This is a genomic window from Paenibacillus baekrokdamisoli (assembly GCF_003945345.1).
In the GTDB taxonomy this organism is placed as follows: domain Bacteria; phylum Bacillota; class Bacilli; order Paenibacillales; family Paenibacillaceae; genus Paenibacillus_Z; species Paenibacillus_Z baekrokdamisoli.
Map to the genome: position 1 here is coordinate 1258344 of NZ_AP019308.1, position 20388 is coordinate 1278731.

Annotated in this window: 17 protein-coding genes; 8 read left to right on the plus strand and 9 right to left on the minus strand. The window is 45.5% G+C overall.

What is annotated here, in order from left to right:
- Nucleotides 1-63: 63 nt before the first annotated feature.
- The 5 genes from EKN16_RS05365 to EKN16_RS05385 form a co-directional block, all read right to left on the minus strand.
- Nucleotides 64-2397, minus strand: a complete 2334-nt coding sequence (locus EKN16_RS05365; RefSeq protein WP_164522684.1) for a carbohydrate binding domain-containing protein — start codon at nucleotides 2395-2397, stop codon at nucleotides 64-66.
- Nucleotides 2398-2892: 495 nt separating this feature from the next.
- Nucleotides 2893-3234, minus strand: coding sequence for a bacillithiol system redox-active protein YtxJ (gene ytxJ, locus EKN16_RS05370; RefSeq protein ID WP_125654333.1), 342 nt, complete (start codon nucleotides 3232-3234; stop codon nucleotides 2893-2895).
- Nucleotides 3235-3354: 120 nt separating this feature from the next.
- Entirely contained in the window at nucleotides 3355-5277 is a 1923-nt protein-coding gene (locus tag EKN16_RS05375; RefSeq protein WP_232016234.1) for a glycosyl hydrolase family 18 protein, read from the minus strand.
- A gap of 254 nt (nucleotides 5278-5531) precedes the next feature.
- Nucleotides 5532-5813, minus strand: coding sequence for a YxcD family protein (locus EKN16_RS05380; RefSeq protein ID WP_125654335.1), 282 nt, complete (start codon nucleotides 5811-5813; stop codon nucleotides 5532-5534).
- 2 nt (nucleotides 5814-5815) lie between these two features.
- Nucleotides 5816-6250, minus strand: a complete 435-nt coding sequence (locus EKN16_RS05385; protein ID WP_125654337.1) for a hypothetical protein — start codon at nucleotides 6248-6250, stop codon at nucleotides 5816-5818.
- Between the two features lie 132 nt (nucleotides 6251-6382).
- On the opposite strand from EKN16_RS05385, the gene EKN16_RS05390 reads away from it, so the two are divergent.
- Complete coding sequence (locus tag EKN16_RS05390) at nucleotides 6383-6958, plus strand: DUF309 domain-containing protein (protein WP_125654339.1); 576 nt, start codon at nucleotides 6383-6385, stop codon at nucleotides 6956-6958.
- A 91-nt stretch (nucleotides 6959-7049) separates the two neighbouring features.
- Here the strand turns inward: EKN16_RS05390 and EKN16_RS05395 are convergent, their stop codons facing one another.
- Nucleotides 7050-7637 carry a beta-class carbonic anhydrase gene (locus EKN16_RS05395; RefSeq protein ID WP_125654341.1) on the minus strand — a complete coding sequence of 196 codons (588 nt, stop codon included), beginning with the start codon at nucleotides 7635-7637 and terminating at the stop codon, nucleotides 7050-7052.
- 68 nt (nucleotides 7638-7705) lie between these two features.
- Complete coding sequence (locus EKN16_RS05400) at nucleotides 7706-8023, minus strand: iron-sulfur cluster biosynthesis family protein (RefSeq protein ID WP_125654343.1); 318 nt, start codon at nucleotides 8021-8023, stop codon at nucleotides 7706-7708.
- A 108-nt stretch (nucleotides 8024-8131) separates the two neighbouring features.
- Between EKN16_RS05400 and EKN16_RS05405 the strand changes: the two genes are divergently transcribed.
- Nucleotides 8132-9649: a carboxypeptidase M32 gene (locus tag EKN16_RS05405; protein ID WP_125654345.1), complete on the plus strand. Its 1518-nt coding sequence runs from the start codon at nucleotides 8132-8134 to the stop codon at nucleotides 9647-9649.
- 70 nt (nucleotides 9650-9719) lie between these two features.
- Here EKN16_RS05405 and EKN16_RS05410 read toward each other — a convergent pair whose 3' ends face one another.
- On the minus strand, nucleotides 9720-10586 hold the full coding sequence (locus EKN16_RS05410; RefSeq protein WP_125654347.1) for a helix-turn-helix transcriptional regulator: 867 nt from the start codon (nucleotides 10584-10586) through the stop codon (nucleotides 9720-9722).
- 123 nt (nucleotides 10587-10709) lie between these two features.
- Between EKN16_RS05410 and fabF the strand changes: the two genes are divergently transcribed.
- On the plus strand, nucleotides 10710-11948 hold the full coding sequence (fabF, locus tag EKN16_RS05415) for a beta-ketoacyl-ACP synthase II (RefSeq protein ID WP_125665873.1): 1239 nt from the start codon (nucleotides 10710-10712) through the stop codon (nucleotides 11946-11948).
- A gap of 151 nt (nucleotides 11949-12099) precedes the next feature.
- Nucleotides 12100-13092 (plus strand): aromatic acid exporter family protein, encoded by a 993-nt coding sequence (locus EKN16_RS05420; protein ID WP_125654349.1) that lies wholly within the window; start codon nucleotides 12100-12102, stop codon nucleotides 13090-13092.
- An 85-nt stretch (nucleotides 13093-13177) separates the two neighbouring features.
- On the opposite strand, the gene EKN16_RS05425 is transcribed toward EKN16_RS05420, so the two are convergent.
- A complete protein-coding gene (locus EKN16_RS05425) occupies nucleotides 13178-13645 on the minus strand; it encodes a GNAT family N-acetyltransferase (protein ID WP_125654351.1) in 468 nt (155 codons plus the stop codon).
- Between the two features lie 860 nt (nucleotides 13646-14505).
- On the opposite strand from EKN16_RS05425, the gene EKN16_RS05430 reads away from it, so the two are divergent.
- The 4 genes from EKN16_RS05430 to mutS all read left to right on the plus strand — a co-directional run bounded on the left by EKN16_RS05430 (nucleotide 14506) and on the right by mutS (nucleotide 20346).
- A complete protein-coding gene (locus tag EKN16_RS05430; protein ID WP_164522685.1) occupies nucleotides 14506-14850 on the plus strand; it encodes a YolD-like family protein in 345 nt (114 codons plus the stop codon).
- 425 nt (nucleotides 14851-15275) lie between these two features.
- Nucleotides 15276-15836 (plus strand): outer spore coat protein CotE, encoded by a 561-nt coding sequence (locus tag EKN16_RS05435; protein ID WP_125654355.1) that lies wholly within the window; start codon nucleotides 15276-15278, stop codon nucleotides 15834-15836.
- A gap of 137 nt (nucleotides 15837-15973) precedes the next feature.
- Nucleotides 15974-17485 (plus strand): putative amidoligase domain-containing protein, encoded by a 1512-nt coding sequence (locus EKN16_RS05440; RefSeq protein WP_164522686.1) that lies wholly within the window; start codon nucleotides 15974-15976, stop codon nucleotides 17483-17485.
- An 86-nt stretch (nucleotides 17486-17571) separates the two neighbouring features.
- On the plus strand, nucleotides 17572-20346 hold the full coding sequence (mutS, locus tag EKN16_RS05445; protein ID WP_125654359.1) for a DNA mismatch repair protein MutS: 2775 nt from the start codon (nucleotides 17572-17574) through the stop codon (nucleotides 20344-20346).
- Nucleotides 20347-20388: the final 42 nt, after the last annotated feature.

Consider the following 20388-nt stretch of genomic DNA (forward strand, 5'->3'; position numbering starts at 1 on the left):
AGGACATGCTTTGATAATATAAGGAGGGAGGGAGATTCCCCACCCACCCTCCCTGATTTCATTCTAGTTGACTATTTTCTTGGCAACTGCCGTGAGATCAAGAATATCAATAATACCGTCACCGTTTATATCAGCTATCTTTGCATTTTCCCAATCTGGACTGCTGCTGTTTTTGCCGTAATGAGCCGATACAATGGCAAGATCGCCAATTGAAATTTTGCCATCCTCATTTAAATCGCCTGGACCTCCTCCTTTAATGACTTCTATAGGAACGGAAGAAGTAGCTGCTTGATATTCATTTCCTTTAACGTCCCCTAGAACAGCATTGGTAACGGAGATTAAGCCTGTTGTCGTCTTTGAGACCTTTTTTGATTTAAAGGTAAGCTCTACGATTGGCGTGTCACCGGTAACCGCGTGCTCTGGACCTGCACTGGCGATTATTAGACGAAGCTTTCCAGAGGTTTCCTTATCAACTTCGACGAGAGAGATACCTTCATATACGGATCTAACAGACACAAACTCCATAACCGCTGGGTTATAATCTATCTTGATGTCCTGTGCGTAAATAGGGAGTGTATTATTACTCAATCCAAAGCTCACTTTAAATTCTGTTCCAGACGTGATCGAGCTCATATTAGCGGTTAAGGTGCTTTTGAAAGTTGTTGGCTGATCCGGTTTCTTCAGACTGAAATCATCAACATAATAATTGCCGGTACCCGCTTCCGATTCTGTGTAGATTCGTGCGTAATTCAATTTGCCCGTCCAAGTAATTTTTGCCGAACCGGATGAACGCACCCAGCTTTCATTATCAACGCTAACAAACGATCCATTAAAGTAATGATCACCTGTACTATCGTTGATAAATATATTTGCATACATGGTTTGCTTATCTTTCGATTCCGTACGCAGCATGACTCCGAAATCATAGGTTCCTTGTCCGTTGCTTAACAATATAGATTTGATATCCTGCATTGCACCCGTATAATTCATACTTCTTGCACTTATTTGAAGCGCATTCGAACCTGAGTTCACAGGATCTGTAATGGGTGTAAGTGTGCTTGGATTGTACGCTGTCCATCCGGTCAAGCCATCTTCAAAGCCCGGATTTCTGAGAAGTTCACCCATGCCTTCCGTCGGCAAAGCATAAAGCCGTCCCTCACCAGGAGCAAAGTCAGCCGATATCACGCCTGTTAACGCATTATAGTTTGTATTTTCCTCTAAGCCTGTAGTTTTGGAGATTTCTGTAATCTTAGTAGGGTTTGAATTGATATGGAAAGAGAGCGTTGATGAATTGGTATAATCTCTATTTACTGCCATAATATATTTCCTGCCGCTTGCATCAGTGAAATAGGAGATGATCACGTTATCGTTTGTATTTTCAGGCTTCCAGAAAAAATCGGAGGGCACAGCTACAGTTCCGGCTGCCATCTTACCTGAATGGTATACATCAACTGAATTCAATTTCATTAAAATGGGGCCCCACGCTTCAATTTGCGCATTCAAGTTTTGGAACGGTTTGTACAGATCCGTCTTTGTTCCGTCTAAATTAATGATTCCCCCATCGAAAGGCATGCCCGGGTGCCAATACGGAAACCAATACAGAGCCTTCATACCATACGCAAGAGATGTAAATACGTTGTACCTCAATTCGTTCTCTACCGGACGCCTCATATCATAATAACCCGTCGCTTGTATGTAGGCACCTGTCTTCAAATCATGCTCCAGACCCTTTTCCCTGATAATTTTTAAGTTCGTGTAATAATCGTCTAAGATGTCAAAATTAGTCTCACCATTGGTTCTGAACGGATAATTATCGAATGTTAAATATTTTAGATCGGGAGTTGCTGCGATGACTTGATCCACGTACTTTACATATTCCGGTTTATTCCAAACATACGGTAACAAATTCAAATACGGTATTGAATCCGGATCATTTTTCAAAAATTGTTGATAAGCATGCCCTGCATAATTGACATTGGGGAAGAGGGGCTCGTCCATTACGTAATATCCACCCAAACCAGGGAGACCTTTATAATCGTTCACCATAGCAGCAATTTCTGCGTCAGTAGCTGTATTATCATAGACTTTATCGAATCTTGAATCAGCAACTACAGCTTTCATTCCTCGTTCAGCCGCTAATTTGAGCATCTTCTTGTTGTCTTCTATCGTATTCAAATCTGTGGAAGCGACATTAATAATCCAGTTTACATGTCCATCCTTGAGATAATCGTATTGAGTCTCGTTGGTGGAAGCAGCAGGAGGCACCCAGAATACGCCGATCTGAAATTCCTCATTCGAAGCTGAAGCCGGCTTGGCAGTCATCATACTCAGAATTAAGCCCATTGCTACAAAAAAACAAAACCCTGCAATACCTCTGGGACTTTTGATCAGTTCCACTCGCAACATTCTCCTTTGTAACACGATTTTTTCGAATTCAAGTTTACTTTACAGCTGTGAGTAATTTAAATCCTTTCATGAACGATAAATATCCCCTCCCCTCGATTATTTAACGCGCAGCATAATTCCTGTCTTATGCATTTGATAGCGCATACATTTGTGTACACCGCTAATATAAACTTACTTCTAAGCGAAACATATGTCAGGTTTTTAGCAGTCGTATGTTTATTTTTATGCAATCCTGAAATATTATCAGCTTAACGTTGAAAATCCGGAAAAAGCGATCTCGCAGCATCTTAAAGTTCTCCGAGAGGCCAATTTGGAGTGCGTGAAGAGAAGGACGCAGCAAAAAAACTTCATGCTGGAAACAAATCCTGATTCGGGAGGGGGGGGAGGCATCTAACACAGTGAACAACAAAGCGGGCATCCAAGGAAGCAAATTCGCTTCTTTGGATGCCCGCTTCTATTACCAATTCGATACAAGGCTAAATGAACTTAGTCCATGACCGCTTTCATATGTGCTTCCGTAATTGCCCAGTGAGTAGCACTCCAATATTTCTCTTTGTTCTTCACGAGAATGATTTGGGGTGATTCGTGCTTCACAGCTACATCCTCAGCGATTTGGTTGGAGACGGGACGGGATTCGATGACTTTGACAAGTGCGAAATCGGCGTCGGCATTCTCATTATTTTTGAGAAATTTATTGAATTCATCGTAAGCATTTGCGCTTACCGGACATGTCGTGCTGTGCTTGAAAACAACGAGTGGACGAGCACTCGAACTTTCCAATGCAGCCTTCCATTCCTCTACGGTTTGAATCTCTTTTACTTGCGACATGTTCATTTCTCCTTCACTATAGGCAAACTGCACCAGTTATATATAGAATATCTGTACTTATTCTAATGAATTATAACATAGCAAGAATCACAAAACATCTCGCTTCGCCCAAAGGGAGGATTATTTCATTTGCAGGAGCGTTGTCCAAAGGTCTGAGCTTTCAAACCCAAGACGCCATATAGCAACACCAGCCAAATCGTATTTCTTGGCGATCGCGATACGTGCTTTCACGGTATCCGTCGTTTCTGCCCAGAATATATGGGTGAAACCGTCTTTGGAATAGGTGTATTTCATCTGTCCCGCATTGGGATCGAAGACGCCTTGGGCGCCTTGTGATTGAATGATGGAAGGGATATCCTTCATGTAAACCGCTTTGTTATCTACGAGTGCACCTGCAGCATCCAAACGCCATTCACGAACATAGAAAGGTACACCGAGCATTAATTTGCTGCGTGGGATACCGTAAGCTAGGAACTGATTAACACCTTCCTCGACCCAAGGCAATTCCCCTACAGATCCAGCCTCGTCTCCATTCTGCCAATGCTGATCATATGCCATAATCATAATCGTATCCACAATTCCGGCAAGTGCGGCATGGTCGTAAGCAGTCTTCGCATCCCATTTGATATCCCCTCTAGGAAGATCGATGGAAACGGTCAATCCAGCGAGATGGGCAGCTGTAGTCAGATTGCGAACGAATGCAGTATAGTTGGCCCTATCACTACCGGATAAAGCTTCGAAATCTAGGTTAATCCCATCAGCGCCCAATGTTTGTAATTTGCCGACAAGCGATTGGATAAATCGTTTCTGTGCATCTGCATTTTTCAAGAAAGCGGTAGTCAGCTTCGCATCGAATTGGTTATTCACCAGTGGTGTTAGCTTCATGTTCGATTGCTTCAAGGAAGTGACGAGTGCTGCATCTGAATAGTCATTCATCGATCCATCGGCAGAACCAAGCTCGAACCAGGAGGGGGAGTCATAATCCAGCCCTTGTGTTTGACCCACTTGATTCAAAATCGTCGACGTTCGAGAAGAACCATTCCATCCCAAATATTGAAGCTTGATCTTATTGTTCCATATGGCTCGGCCCTCTGAAGTAGAGACTGTCGAATTAGAGAACTGCGCGGCATAATTCACAGCGCTAGCACGGGTATAGAAGGAACGAAGGGGCGTAGTCCCTTGTGTTACGGTTAAATAAGGGATATTCGTCCACCATACGAGACCGTCTTTGGTTACTGTAGAGCCGAGCAGACTTTTGGCATAAGCTACTGCACTGTCAATGGTGTAAACGCTCTTAACAGGTGAACCGTTTTGGTTCACGGTAAAGCTAGGGGTGTTACTATGAACAATAAGTCCAGTTTCTACATTTACAACCTTGCTTCCATATACCTTAGCGGATGCACGAATGGCGTCGAGCAGGAAAGGGTACAATGCACCGCCCATTGATTCGCCATTAAGCATAATATCGTATTGAGGTAGTCCTTTACGCTGTGTTTCTTTCTGAGTGGAAGTGAGGTTATCCCATATCCATTGATTAGAAGATAAATCGATTATATGTATGTTACTGAATGCTTTTGCGGTTTTCTTGGCATCCGCTATTGTAGCAAAGCTCCAAGTGGATAAGGTTTTATCGCCTTGGAACAACTGAAACCTCGGATAGGAGCTTGATATGTATCCTGGCTGCTCAAGGTCGCGAATTTGAGCGAATTTGAGCTTGCTTGCGAACTGTTTGGCATCCACAAGGGTACGGAATTCACGCGCTGGCGTCGTAAACCCGTTCTCATAAACTTTAAACTTAGGGAAGTTGTCCCACACCCAAAGTCTGCCTGTTATTTTCTCGACATGTGAATAAGAGAAATTACGGGCATACTCGATAGCCGCAGAATCGGTATGAAATTCCTTAAGTGCTTTATCGCTCTGATAGACTCGATATTTGGTCGTATTGTCCTTAATCGAGGTTGTCGCTCCTGCTGATACGTTCGTTGCCAAACCGGCTTGCAAGGCCATTGTAAGGGCAATAGTTAATGTCCATTTTTTCTGCATGTGCTAGAAATCCACTCCTCTCCCAATCTACTCTATTAGACGCCAGAGTGAGGGAGAGGTTGCGATAAATTCGACATTTTTCGATATTCCCATTATTTAGGGAGTGAAAAGAAACGGCTAACGCTGTCCTATGTCAGCGAGGCAAGCTTCTTCCACAAAAATATCAGAAAAGGATAGGCGAATGTTGTAATTTCTGGTATTTACAAAAAAAAACGGGCGCAGAAGACAATCCCTGCACCCGTTTACATAAACTATTAATCATCTTCAATATCTGCCCAAAATTCTTCATCCGCATCAAGTTTAATTTGGGATCGGAATTTGCGAATCTGATATTGTTTCAATAAATACTGTTCAATCGCTTCAAGTATATTCGCTTCTACAACATACTGGCTGCGTCCGCTCACCCACACTTCAGCTGTGTAACCGTATTGTTCATCCCAAGACAACTGAACTTCCACATCCGATGGCGAGACTCCTCGACGATCAGCCATGTGGAGACAGACTGCGTTAATAATCTCATCGGTGTAGATTCTCATCGTTAGTGGCGTCTCCGATCATCTGGATAGGTTGTTTTACGACGATTGCGGAAGTAGAGGAAGATACTTCGGATCGCGGCAATCACAATAAAGATCGCTAGAACGTTAACGAGTAATCCAAGGAAATTCCCTAGAAAACCGCTGCCAAACATACTGCCGAACAGCAAGCCTGCAATGCCGCCAATCATTAACCCTTTCATCAAGCCGCCGCCGCTAAAAAATCCACGATTAGCCGTTGTGCCCGATTTGGCCGCTCCAGTTCCTGAAGTGCTTCCAGGCGTACTTTTATTTACATTTTCAGCCGGCTTAGCTGGCGTCTGCGTATAGCTTTTCTTAGGCGATTTCATACCACCGAACTTGGGTCTAGCATCAACGGATCCTGCGCTGAAAGCGAGGAAAAGAGTGAACGCCATCAGTAACAATAAGCTTTTTTTCATTTGTTAATCTCCTTCTGAGCCTGCGCTCGAACATCTGTTATTGCCTTTCCGTACAATTACGTCTAATATAATCAAAGGTTTCAACTTTCATTCTTATTTCATGAATGATCTTTATGAATATGGGGGATAACGATGACTAATTACGAGTATCCATCAGCATATATTGCTTTTCTGGTTGAGTTTCACGCGACCCGTGATTATTTTGAATGTCATGAGCTTTTAGAGGAGTATTGGAAAAACAATCCAGAGGATGGGCTTGGCGATACTTGGGTAGGTCTAATCAAAGTGGCAGTAGGCTCTTACCATCAACGAAGAGGCAATCTTGTAGGTGCTCTGAAAATGCTTCATCAAGCTATTACTTTATTGACTGAAGAAGCAGCAGCTCACGTAGGTCTTGATGGAGTCAAGCTCAGGACGCTCATTAGCGCCAGAATTGAAGCGATTGAGCATCATGTACCTTTCACCGATATGGAGCTGCCGATACGGGATAGGGATCTATTGAAACGCTGCCAAGTGATGTCCATCAAGGAAGGACTGGTTTGGTCAGCCCCCAGCAGCGGGAAGGACCAATTGCTGCACCGGCACACGCTGCGGGATCGGAGTGCGGTCATCGCTGCTCGTGCTGCAGCTGCAAGAGCAAAAGCTGCAAGGAACGGTATTAACGGCAATAGCAGCAATAACAGCAAAAACGGCGATAACGGGAATTAATCTATCTCTCCCTAATTAACGAACAAAAGAGCTTAGAAGCACGCCATAATTGGCCTGCATCTAAGCTCTTTTTCACATTTCAAGCTACGTGTCATTTCGCTTTATTCTTTAATTTCAGTGCTTCATAGCCATCTACAACCAGATCCAGTTTCCCGGTTTCCGGGTGAATAATAAGCCCGTGTACGGGCGTCGTGGCTGAGAGAAGGGGATGGTTGCTAATAATGCTCACGCTTCTCTCCACGCTTTCCTGTACACTGTCGAAGCCGGTTAACCAACGCTCAAGATGCATACCCGAATTGCGAAGGGTTGTGATCGTTTCCTCCGTCACGCCGCTTTCGAGCATATGATGGATGACGGAGTCTGGGTTAAGCCCCGTCATTCCGCAATCATAGTGGCCAATAACAACGACTTCATCAGCCCCAAGCTCATAGGTTGCAATAAGAATACTGCGCATGATATTACCGAATGGCTGGGTAACGATAGCGCCGGCGTTCTTAATAATTTTGGCATCTCCATTCCGCAGATTGAGTGCTTTTGGAAGGAGCTCTGTCAATCTTGCATCCATACAGGTGACAAGAACCATTTTCTTGTCGGGGAAACGGTTAGTTAAGTATTTTTCATATTCACGGTTTTCGACGAATTGTTCATTATATGCCAAGATTTCTTTAATATTGTTCATTGTTTATCACCAATCCTTATCCAAAACAGTATGTTTTCACTAAAATGCAATCTCTCTATTGTTTCGATTTACTTCAAAAGGCGCAGATTTGCGGTATAAATTTGGTTGTCGCTGCTGAGGCTGAATGAGTGGCGAGCTTCGTTGTAATCGATCTTCAGATTGGGCTCGAAGAATACTTCGTAACGGGGCTCGTACCAGACAGAATAGGGCTTACCCTCACCTAATTTATCATCCTCATAGGGCTTGTTAACGATTTGAAGGGTAGGCACACCGCTTACGACGCAGCCGCAGCCTTCGGTATCATATAAGAGCTTTAAGCTTTTGCTGCCATCCGTTAAATGCTCGGAAAGATGTCCGATTGCAGAAGAAGTAAATGTAAAATTCATCGTTGTTGCTCCCTTCGACTTCCAGATTCCTTTATTACCGATTAAAGTTGATTATAAGGTTTGTAAAAAGTATGATCAAGTAGAAGCTTTGAGAAAGGTGGATGTAAGATGACACAAAATGATTCGAATATCCTGTCATTGTTCCTTGAACAGATCAAACAGATGAAGAGCTACGAAGAAGCGCTAGGCGTTTTGTATTGGGATTTGCGCACTGGAGCGCCGCGTAAAGGAATGGAAGTAAGGTCAGAGGTGATTGGCAATTTATCCGCACAGTTGTTTAAGTTATCAACAGCACCTGAGCTTGGAGAATGGCTGACTGAGCTGGAGAAGCCAGCAGTTTATGCCGAGCTAAGCGAGATTAACCAAAGGCTAGTTACGGAAACTCGTAAAGAATATGACCGCAGCATAAAGATTCCGCCGAAGCTTCATCAAGAATACGTGGTACTAACTTCACAAGCAGAATCGTTGTGGGAAGAAGCTAAGGAAAAGAACGATTACGCTTCCTTTGAGCTCTATTTAGATAAAATTATTACATACAGCAATCAGTTTATCGATCTGTGGGGTGTAAAAGAAGGCTCCCGCTACGATACGCTTCTGGATGCTTACGAGCCAGGCATGACAACTGCCGAGCTGGATAAGGTGTTTGGTGGCCTTCGCGAGAAGCTGGTACCTTTGTCTGCCGCAATCGCTGCATCTCCACATCAGCCGAAGACGGACTTTCTGAAGCAGACCTATGCAAAGGAAGCGCAAAAGTCATTTAGTTTATTTATTCTTAAACAGATGGGCTTTGACTTTGCTGCTGGTCGACTGGATGAGAGTGCGCATCCGTTTGCAACAGGTCTGAATCCGGGTGATGTGCGTATTACGACTCGATATCTAATCGATGATGTAGTGAGCGCGTTGTTTGGAACCATTCATGAAGGCGGTCATGCGCTGTACGAGCAGAATATTAGCAAAGATCTGATCGGTACCACACTGGCAACCGGAACGTCGATGGGCATTCACGAATCACAATCTCGTTTCTGGGAGAATGTCATTGGCCGAAGCAAGCCGTTCTGGAATCGGTATTACAAAGATTTGCAGCAGCATTTTCCGAATCAATTGGAAATCCCTGTGGAGGACTTCTACCGGGCTACGAATGTCGTGCAGCCATCTCTCATTCGAATTGAAGCTGATGAGCTGACCTATAACCTGCATATCATTATCCGCTACGAAATAGAGAAGCTGATCTTCAATGAAGGCGTAAAGGCATCTGAGCTTCCTGCCTTGTGGAATGAGAAGTACAAGGAATACTTAGGAGTTGAGCCAGAGAATGACTCAGAGGGCGTTCTACAGGATGTTCACTGGTCAGGCGGGGCTTTCGGATATTTCCCTTCGTATTCGCTAGGCAACATGTATGCGGCACAGATCACGAATACACTGGAGACGGAGCTGCCGAACTTCTGGGAGCTAGTGGAGGAAGGCAATTTACTGCCGATTAAAGAGTGGTTAACCGAGAAGGTGTACCAGTATGGCAAGCTTCGGACACCGTCGGAGCTTATTATCGCCATAACGGGTAAACCGCTCGATCCCGATCATCTAGTTGCTTATTTGGAGAAGAAGTACAAAGATATTTACAAGTTATAATTTGGTTAAGAATGGATCCTATCGGTGAAGGAAAGGCTGCACTTAGCATCATGCTATGTGCAGCCTTTTCTCATGTCCATTTAGATTCTTGCTTCGGTACATCTTTGTCCATTAGTTGTTTCAGTTTGGATTCTGTTGAAGAGTCTGAGGCAGGTGTGTAGATACTACAGCGCAAATCCGTACTGCCATGCACCTGAAGCGAAGTGAGATGGAACAGCATCTTTCCCGCTTTGGCATGTCGAAATTCAATGACGACCTCGGGGGAAGCACTAACTTGGCTTTGCTCCCAGAGACGATGGAAATCAGGATGTGCCTGCTTCATCTCCACGAGAAACTTCTCATACCATTCATCCTCGACATATTGACCATAATAAGCACGGAATATAGCTAGAAATCCGCTGACGAAATGCTCCCAGTTCACGGCTAGGCGCCTAAATTCTTTGCGCGTGAATAATAAGGAGATCATATTCCGCTCTTCATACGGAATTTGCTCGAAGTTCATGAATACATGTGAAGCTGCTTCATTCCAGCCAACAATCTGGCAGTGTCGGTCAGAGATAATGGTGGGACAGGCACGCAGTTCATATAAGATCCTTTTCAAGGAAGGACTAATCTCAGGTCGATCCTCAATGAGATGGCTGGATCCGGCAGCAGACTCGAGGGCTAGGGCATACAGATATTTGCGTTCATCCACCGTTAATTGAAGTGCAGTTGCTACCGCGTCAAGCACGGATGATGATACTTTAATATCCCGGCCCTGCTCCAGCCACGTGTACCAAGTCGTGCTGACACCTGCCAATTGAGCGACTTCTTCTCTTCGGAGACCTGCTGTTCTTCTGCGTGTTCCAGATGGTATTCCAACCGATTGCGGCAGAATCTTCGTTCGCTGCGCTTTCAGAAAGCTGGATAAGGCTTGAAGTCTAGCCTGCTGATTCATTCCTGTACCTCTTTTCTCGTTCTTAGGGTAGTACTTATTATACTAGTATAAATGACAACTTGTAATAGGATAAAAAGTATGACAACATAACCTCCACAAGCTATTAATAGGGAGGCCATAATGATGGAGAGAGTCGTAATTACGGGAATGGGTGTTATTTCGCCGCTGGGCAATGACGTGGATACGTACTGGAATCGTCTAATAAAAGGGGAATCGGGTGTTACTTTAATCGATACCTTTGATACTACAAGACATAAAGCCAAGATAGCTGGTTTGGTGCGAGGCTTTGATGCTGACGCTATTTTTGGACGTAAGGAAGCTCGACGAATGGACCGGTTCTGTCACTTTGCCCTGGCAGCCGCTGAGCAAGCTATGGAGGATTCGGGCTTGGTACTTGAAAAAGTGGATCGTGAGCGCATGGGTGTGTATGTTGGATCGGGTATCGGGGGTCTTGGTACACTGCTCGAACAGGATGCGATCCTCCGTGAACGAGGGCCGGAGAGAGTCAGTCCGCTGCTTGTCCCGATGATGATTTCGAACATGGCTGCTGCGATGATTAGTATTCGATATGGTTCTCAGGGACCGACACTTTCGCCTGTCACAGCCTGCTCGATCGGTAATACTGCAATCGGTGAAGCTTTCCGACTTATTGCGATGGGTGGAGCAGATGTCATTATTGCAGGTGGATCAGAGGCAGCTATTAATGAAATATCCTTAGCAAGCTTCGGCAACGCAACTGCCCTCTCTACACGGAATGAAGATCCTGCGGGGGCCAGTCGACCTTATGACTCAGGGCGTGATGGCTTCGTTATTGGGGAAGGTGCAGGGATTCTCGTCTTGGAGTCTTTATCGCATGCTTTACGCAGAGATGCTCAGATATATGGGGAAGTTACTGGCTATGGGGCCAGCTCGGATGCTTACCATATGGTCGCTACACATCCTGAGGGTATAGGCCCTTATCTGGCGATGAAATCGGCTCTTCGTGAAGCGGGAATACAGCCTGATGAAGTCGATGTCATTCATGCACATGCAACAAGTACAGAGCTAGGTGATCGCTCAGAAACGTTGGCGATCAAGAAATTATTCGGTGAATCGGCGTATAAGATTCCTGTAACGGCGAATAAGTCGATGATCGGTCATATGCTCGGCGCGGCAGGGGGCGGACAGGCGATTTCGTTAGTGAAAAGCTTAAATGATGGCATTATTCCGCCTACGATCAATCAAGAAGAACGTGATGACATATGTGATTTGGATTATGTGCCTAACGTCGCCCGTAAAGCGAAGCTGAACATCGGAATAAGCAATTCATTCGGCTTTGGCGGACATAATGCAGTGATTGTTCTGCAGTCATACAAAAACTAACAGAAGAGCAGCAACGGAAAAGGCTGCTGCATATATCTGTGAATAGTTGAGGAGAATAATCTACCATATCCTGTGTTGACGCATCCTTCTGGACAAGGGTAGGATAGAGGAAAAGCCGAATGTGTCGGTCCGAAAGTAAGGAGCAGTACCAATGGGGATTCGCGTAATCAAAACCGCCGTAGCAGCACTTGCTGCTCTATATATAGCGCATTATTTAGGCCTGCAGCCTCCTTTGGCTGCAGGCTTGCTTGCTATTCTAGGTGTAGAAGTCACACGCATGAGAGGGCTGAAGAGTGCGTTTGTACGCTTTATCGCTTCAGTACTCGGGCTTTTCTTTGCTTCACTTTTATTTATGCTGCTGGGCTTTCATCTTTGGACGATATCCATCTTCATATTGGTGACCTTTCCGATTCTGTCGAGGTTCTATCTGAAGGATGGTGTTGTGACGAGTTCTGTTATTGTCTTCCATATTTATGCCCGTGAAGAAGTAACAGCTGCACTCATTGGTAACGAAATCCTACTGCTGCTTACTGGTCTTGGCTGTGCAACTATTATTAATTTGCTCTATATGCCCAAGGAAGAGAAAAGGCTGACAGAGCTTCGTCGTCAGACGGAGGAGAAGTTTAGTGTAATCTTCAGTTATATGGCCCAGACACTGCGAACACCTACTATAGTCTGGAATGGTCAGGAGCTGCTGGAAGCGAGTAAGGTGATTGAGGAAGGACGACGGAGGTCGGAACTCAGCCGAGAGAACCGGATTTGGGGTCAGGACGATGAATATTGGCGGTATTGGCCTACCTATTTTGATATGAGACAGCAGCAGTTTGAATCGATTGGACAGATGCTGGTGCAGTTGGCTTTTGTTTATGAGACGCTGCCTCAAGGGGAGCTTGTTGCCGAGCTATTCGACCACTTGGCGGATGATGTGAAATCTGATGTCTATGAAGGGGCAGTAGAGCAGAGTTTGACTGAGCTTAAAGAGCGTTTTCGTTCCATGCCGCTGCCTGTAACCCGTGAGGAGTTCGAGATTAGAGCCGCAATCCTACGGTTGATGCATGACCTGCTGCGTTATCTGGAAATCGCGAAGCGCTGGAAAAAGCAAAAAGACAGCCGTAAGGCTGTAACCCGTGGGCAATCTGCTTAGGCGAACAGTAAGGCAGCGTTTCAACTTACACCTTACTTGTGATTCAAGTTAGCGAATATTTCTCTTTAGGGAGAGCGGGACTGGATTACATTCCTTCGACGGTTCTGGAATTATCCTCTACTTTCAAAGACATGTAAACGTCTATGAGATCCTCACTTTCAACTTTAAAACCAAACCGTTCATAAAGACGTCTAGCAGCGCTTCCTTGTAGGACATTTAATGTTACAATTTTTCCTTTTACATCATTTTGTTCAAGCAGATTTTTTAATACTTGACTGCCGACTCCTTTACCTTGGTAATTGGGATAAATATAAAAATGTTCCAATAAATAGCCATCTAACGTCGGTTTAAAAGCTATGCAGCCAACAAAGGAAGAATCTGCCTCGATGATCCAAGTATGAACGGGGTCAAATGCATTACGGAAGCGTTGACGAACCTTCTCTTCATCAAACCTTCCTAACCTAGTTAAATCATTAAGTAGTACAATTGCCCGTAAATTAGCAATTGCCTCAACATCGGAATTTTGGGATTGGCGAAGAGTAATCTGTTTCATCTAACGTAACATCTCCTTATTCATTTTTAAGACAACAAAAGGGTTGAGCCCACTTAAAAATCATTGAAATCATCACCGTTCCGACGACGAGAGAGGCTTGATAACCACAATGTTTACATTGGTAAAGTGGAATTCTGCGCTTATGTCCTTCGCATATTATAGCGGTTTAATCAGGGAGTATCTATGGTAACGTTGCCGTTTGACCTCTCCATGGTATGTTTTTTGCCAACACCAAAACTAGTGGTTGACGACGAAGGTAATCAGATGCTGACGAAGGTAATCAGATGCTGAGCGGACAGGAGAGCTCTTATTTCAGTCCAATCGCGGTATGTAGGTGGATAAAAGGACAGAGAAGCCGCTATTCTCCGGCAAATCATCTGAAATCAGCTATATTTTAGTTGATAGCGGAACCTGTGTCCGTTGAACTTGTTTGGAGTCGTGTTTTGATATGAATAGCGCATCCACAGTCCGCTCAGCAAGATTAACGGGAAAAGCTCCTGTTATAGGGGCTTCTTTCGTCTTTTTTTTCGTTATAACAGAAATTTTCCGTGTTAATTCATTCATTTCCAGCCCATTTAGGTGGATATACTCAAGTTTACTGGGGAGATTCCTGCTAAATGAACCGCTCAGCCCAAAATCGAGAGAATGAAATGGAGGTTTTCCTGTTATTTCTTATTCAACGCCTGAAATGCTGTGTAGAATCACCTATCAGCGAAAAAAGAGGCTTAGGCTCGAAACGGGCCCGTTACAAAATAGTCAACCACTGATTATGAGATTGAGCTTTAATTTATAAGTCAATATTGATTATAGAACAAATGTTCCTATATAATAAAAGCACCAATAAAGAGGATGGTGTGATCTTGGCGAAGAAATTATCTGTTGAAAGTATGTGGGATGCTAGCAGTGTGCTGCTGCCTGAGCATAAATTAGCCTTAAATGAATGGGTTCAAATACAACAGAAGCGTGAGCGCATAGATATGGATGAACAGGGGTGGGAGAGCGTGTCACAGGCTTTGGGCGTATCATTAACGCAGCGCGAAGAGATCACCCTTCATATGTATCATCCGTTTGAAGTGTTGACTGTGGTAGGGATTGTGGATCGAGTTGATCACTCGCGGGGTCGTTTCATGGTAGATGGGGAATGGTTCGAGATGAGTGACATTGAGGGTGATGCAATTAAACGGAGACCGAAACAAGCTAATTGAACACCTCGAAGCTGGGAGATGTGCTGACTCTCTTGCTGGAGGATGTTTGCAAAAAGAAAGTTTGGCGTAAAAAAAGAGCAGATTAGTGATCTTTGAATTCGCAATCGGCTTTCATATAGTCCATGTTATTGATAGTTACAGCAAGCTAGTCCTACTCTTTACTTGCACTAGCTTATTCCCAGCCTACATGCTGTTGGCTTAGTTAAGTGGGGTAACATCAATTAATGAAGGCATTTTTTGCAGCCGCATTTTGATCGAGAAACATCTGCATTTATATAGCTTCAAAAAGTAAAAAAGCCAATCGCCAAGAACGTTAATATCTTGCGGCTGTTGAACATAAATATTTATATGGGACCACTTAATCAACATTTGCCTATGTCCTGCATACACTTTAAATGAATGATTGTATGGAGGAGGTTAAAGCGATGGCTTATGCAGATAAACAGCTTAAGGCTAGAGAAATCATTACCAAAGCTGTCTGCGGCAAAGGTCGTAAGTTTTCAACAGTAACTCACAACGTTACGCCGCCTCACCATCCCACTAGTATTTTGGGAGCGTGGATTATTAATCACCAATATGAGGCGGTTCGTTCCGGCGATGGGATCGAGGTAATCGGTACTTACGATATCAACATCTGGTATTCTTACAACAAAAACTCCCAAACCGACGTAGCAAAAGAAACACTATCGTACGTGGAGCATGTGCCGCTTTCCTACCTCGATCCGAAGCATCGGGCTTCAACCGAGGAAGTATCGGCAGAATCAACACAAGAGCCTAACTGTGTGGAGGCAAATATTTCGGCTAGCGGCTCAAGCGTTGTTATTCGTGTAGAGCGTGAGTTCGCAGTCGAGTTAATCGCCGAAACGAAAGTTTGGGTTGCCACTTTGCCGGGCGGCAGTGACGATCTAGACGGTAAAGGTATCGAGTACGGTGATGATGGTGAATTTGAAGATTTGGATCCGGATCTGCTCGACGACGAGCTGTAATTTCGAAGGTTACAGCGATTTAATCTATCGTATGCGAGAGCAGGCAAGGATTCGAGGGCGCTAGCCCTCTTTTTTTTGGAAAAATATTGGTTAAAGCTTGGACGAATGACCGCATGCTGATAAGGGGGGAGGCTTTGATGGCGGGAAAGGTATGGTTCTGGTCCAGGAAACACCTTGGTCTGCAATCATTAAGCCCACAAGCCTGGCGCGATGGCATCCCCGAATCGACGGATACCGTCATCGTTTGTGATAATTATGCGCTGCCCCCTGCTTGGCGGGATCTCGGTGAGCCACTCGTATTAAACGCAGGAGCATCCACTTTTTCCTTGTGGAGTTGGGCGGAAGTAAGTCTGCGATTAAAGCGTTCAGGTGTAGCGGTCATGGAACCAGTGCAGGTCCCGTCCACTTATCGAATCTATAAAATCTCCCTATTCCACTTGCAGATGATCCATGTGGAGAGAATACAAACGTTAGATAAGAGGTTAATTGCTATGGTGGATCATCGTGAACCATCATCAAATACTCCAGATTACAATCTTCGCTTTAGTGGAGATAGAGCATGCCTAGAGGGAAGCAGCACACAATCGAGCTCAATTGCTGCGCCGAAACTTGGATATCTAAGGCAACAGGAGTTAAGTGATATTCTATCTCGGCGTATGACACGTCTTGCATTGAAATCGATGCATGCGGTTGGCTTGGATTTCGGCAGCGTAGTCGTTCATGTTGAGGATAACGGAAGATGTACGGTGGCGAGCATGCAGGTGCCACGAGCATCTGAGCTGCAAGAAGGGATTTGGCAAGAAGCCATCCAGAAATTCGCAGCAAATTGGTCAGATCCTCTCCTGTCGTCTGGAACGGATTCATCGGTTAAGCCGCTCTTAATTGGTGCTGATCCTGAGTTTCTGCTTCTCTCGAAGCAAGGAAAGGTCGTTTCCGCAGAGAAATATCTAGAAGGCGGTCACGGAGCGGGCTGTGATGCTGTTCTTGTCGGTGGACGTGTGATCTATCCGGTAGCTGAGCTTCGTCCTGCGCCAGCTGATTCACCGGATGCATTAGCTTCAAATATTCGCAGGCTGCTCATTCAAGCGAACGCACGAATTACAGATCATTCCCTTCGATGGGCAGCAGGAGGGATGCCGGTTCCTGGATTTGCGTTAGGCGGTCATATCCATCTGAGCGGTGTTCGCTTGACTAGCCGCCTGCTTCGCCAGCTGGACAGCTATGTCGCCCTCCCGTTAGCTATGCTAGAAGCGCCTAACGACCAAGCGAGGAGACCTCGCTACGGTACGCTTGGCGACTTCCGATACCAGCCGCATGGCGGATTTGAGTATCGTACTTTAGCGAGCTGGCTTGTTTCGCCAGTGGCAGCGAAGGGCGCTTTTGCATTGATGCTTCTCTGCGCACGTGAGACCGATCATCTTCACTATCGTCCATCTGAGAATGAAGCTCTTGTAGACGCCTATTACACTGGAGATCGGGAGACACTGAAGGGTTGTTTAGACCGGCTATCTGATTCGATATCGGCAACTTCATCCTACAAGGAGCTTTCGCAGTGGATTGATCCATTGATTCTCGCGGCTCGTGAAGGCCGAACCTGGAATGTCGATCAAGATATTCGGGTGAAATGGCGCATTTGCGCGCAGGAATAATTCGGGCGCTCCACCGTGGGGCGCTTTTCTGCTATAATATAAGTCTGATGTTGAACGATATGCTACATAAAAACAGGAGGGGCGGCATGGCTGGATATACCCCGATGATCTTGCAATATCTTGCTATTAAAGAGGAAGCCAAGGATGCTTTTTTGTTTTTTCGACTTGGTGATTTCTATGAAATGTTTTTCGATGACGCCATTCTTGCCTCTCGCGAGCTTGGCATTACATTAACTGGACGTGAGGGAGGCGCTGAAGAGCGTATTCCCATGTGCGGGATACCTTATCATGCAGCAGAGGGATATATTTCCCGATTGATTGAAAAAGGGTACAAAGTAGCTATTTGTGAACAGGTTGAGGATCCATCCGCAGCCAAAGGCGTCGTCAGACGGGAGATTGTCCGCGTTGTGACACCGGGAACGGTTATGGAATCCAAGTCCATTGCAGAGAAAGCGAACAATTTCATCGTCTCTATCGCTCAGCTTGAAGGCAGCTTTGGTGTGGCTTCATGCGATTTATCGACAGGAGAGCTCTATGTAACTTCTTTTCCAGCTTCGGTAGATATGCTGATGGATGAAGTCAATGTCTATCACCCTGCTGAGATCGTTGGTGATGAGAGTCCCCTCGAGCTTCTGAAGCCTTCAGCAGCTAGCTGGAATCGCCCGGTGCTATTTACCACCCGTGATGTAATGGATGCCGCTAAGCTTAAGGAACAGTTTAAAGAGATTGACTTGAAGGGACTTCTCCCTGCTAGATATCGCGCGGTAAGCCTGTTAACGGGTTACTTGGACGATACGCAGAAACGTTCTCTCGGTCATATGCGGCGCATTCATGTTTATGAACCTAATCAGTATATGATTCTTGATCCCTTTACACGGCGGAACTTAGAGCTTGTTGAGACGGTTCGCGATCGCAATAAGAAGGGCTCGCTGCTCTGGCTCCTTGATCGTACACGCACTTCGATGGGTGCAAGATTGCTTCGTCGCTGGATTGATAAGCCGCTTTTGAACAAGGCTCTAATCGACGAAAGGCTTGAAGCAGTAGACAAGCTGTACCACAGCTTTATCCTTCGTGATGAACTGCGCCGAGAGCTGAATGAGATATACGATCTGGAGCGACTTGTGGGCCGAGTGGCATTCGGAAGTGCCAATGGCCGGGATTTGAATGCGCTGAAGTCTTCGCTTCAGCATGTGCCGGCGCTTACGGCGTTCTGTGCGGCCTCCGAATCGGTTACACTTCGCAAGCTGGTGGATGGCATTGATGACTGTGCGGATTTAGCAGCTATGATTGAGACGGTTATCGTGGATGAACCGCCAATATCAGTACGTGAAGGCAGTTTGATACGTGCGGGCTATGACAGTTATTTGGACGAGCTTCGAGAAGCGAGCGTTAACGGCAAGAAGTGGCTGGCTGATCTAGAACGTCAAGAGCGCATAGCAACGGGCATACGCTCGCTTAAGATTGGCTACAACAAAGTGTTCGGTTATTATCTGGAAGTATCTAAAGCGAATATTTCTATGCTGCCTGAGGGCCGCTATGAACGTAAACAGACGCTTACCAACGCCGAACGATATGTAACACCGGAGCTCAAAGAAAAGGAAAGACTCATTCTTGAAGCGGAAGACAAAATGGTTGACCTCGAATTTGCCAAATTTATTAAGCTTCGCGATCATATTTCGATTCATTTACATCGCTTGCAGAAGCTTGCAGAAATGCTGGCATCCCTTGATGTGTTTCAGTCGATGGCGACAGTTAGTGCTGACCAGCGCTTCGTGAAGCCGGTTGTTACGGAGGGCTTCGACCTAATCGTGGAAGATGGCCGTCATCCCGTCGTCGAGGCTGTTATGGAAGGTACTCCTTTTATTGCTAATAGCACCTCATTAACGGGCGATGAGAATGGTTCATCAATGCTCTTGATCACGGGCCCTAATATGGCTGGCAAAAGCACTTATATGCGTCAAGTGGCACTCGTCTGTATCATGGCGCAGATTGGCTGCTTCGTGCCTGCGAAGCGGGCTGAGGTACCTCTCATTGATCGGATCTTTACCCGCATAGGTGCGGCTGATGATCTAATCGGCGGACAAAGCACGTTCATGGTTGAGATGAAAGACATCCAAACTATGACAGAGAAAGCAACCTCTCAAAGCCTCGTTATTATCGATGAGCTAGGTCGTGGTACGTCTACAGGAGAAGGGATGGCAATTGCTCAAGCAGTTATTGAGTATGTCCATCATATTGTCGGCAGCAAAGCGCTTGTATCTACACATTTTCATGAGCTGTCACATCTCGAAGAAACGCTGCCATCGCTAGCAAATGCATGTATGGCCGTGCAGGAAACTGGCGATAATGTGACCTTTCTACGTAAGCTTGTACCTGGTTCGGCAAGCAGCAGCTATGGGATATATTGCGCTCAACTAGCAGGCTTGCCAAGCAGCATTATATCAAGAGCATATACTCTGCTTGAGTCGCATGAAGCCGAGCAAGAAGGGCTTCAGCGGTCGCTTCCACCTCTGCCAATCACAGCAGACAAGAAGGAATTGGTTGCGGTGTCGATTCAGGAGACAGCATCGGCCTATGAAGCTTCGGCACCAACTCGCGAAGTATTCGCACAGATACCTTCAGTCGACGTAGTAAAGGAAACTGAGGCTGCAGATAAAGCAAGCTACCAAGCGGGCTCAGAAGTTGTCCAGCTTTCCATTTTCTCAGAGCCTGCTCTTGAGCAAACCAAGGTTCGCAAGGCAAGTCCAAAAGCTGAGCAGCTTGCTGAGCAGCTTAAACGACTGGACCTATTCAACATGACGCCGATGCAGGCAATGCACTGGCTGAATGAGATGAAACTCAAGCTAACGGATGATAAATAATAAGCAGAAACATGAACCAAATGAATGTGGAAGGAGGTGGCA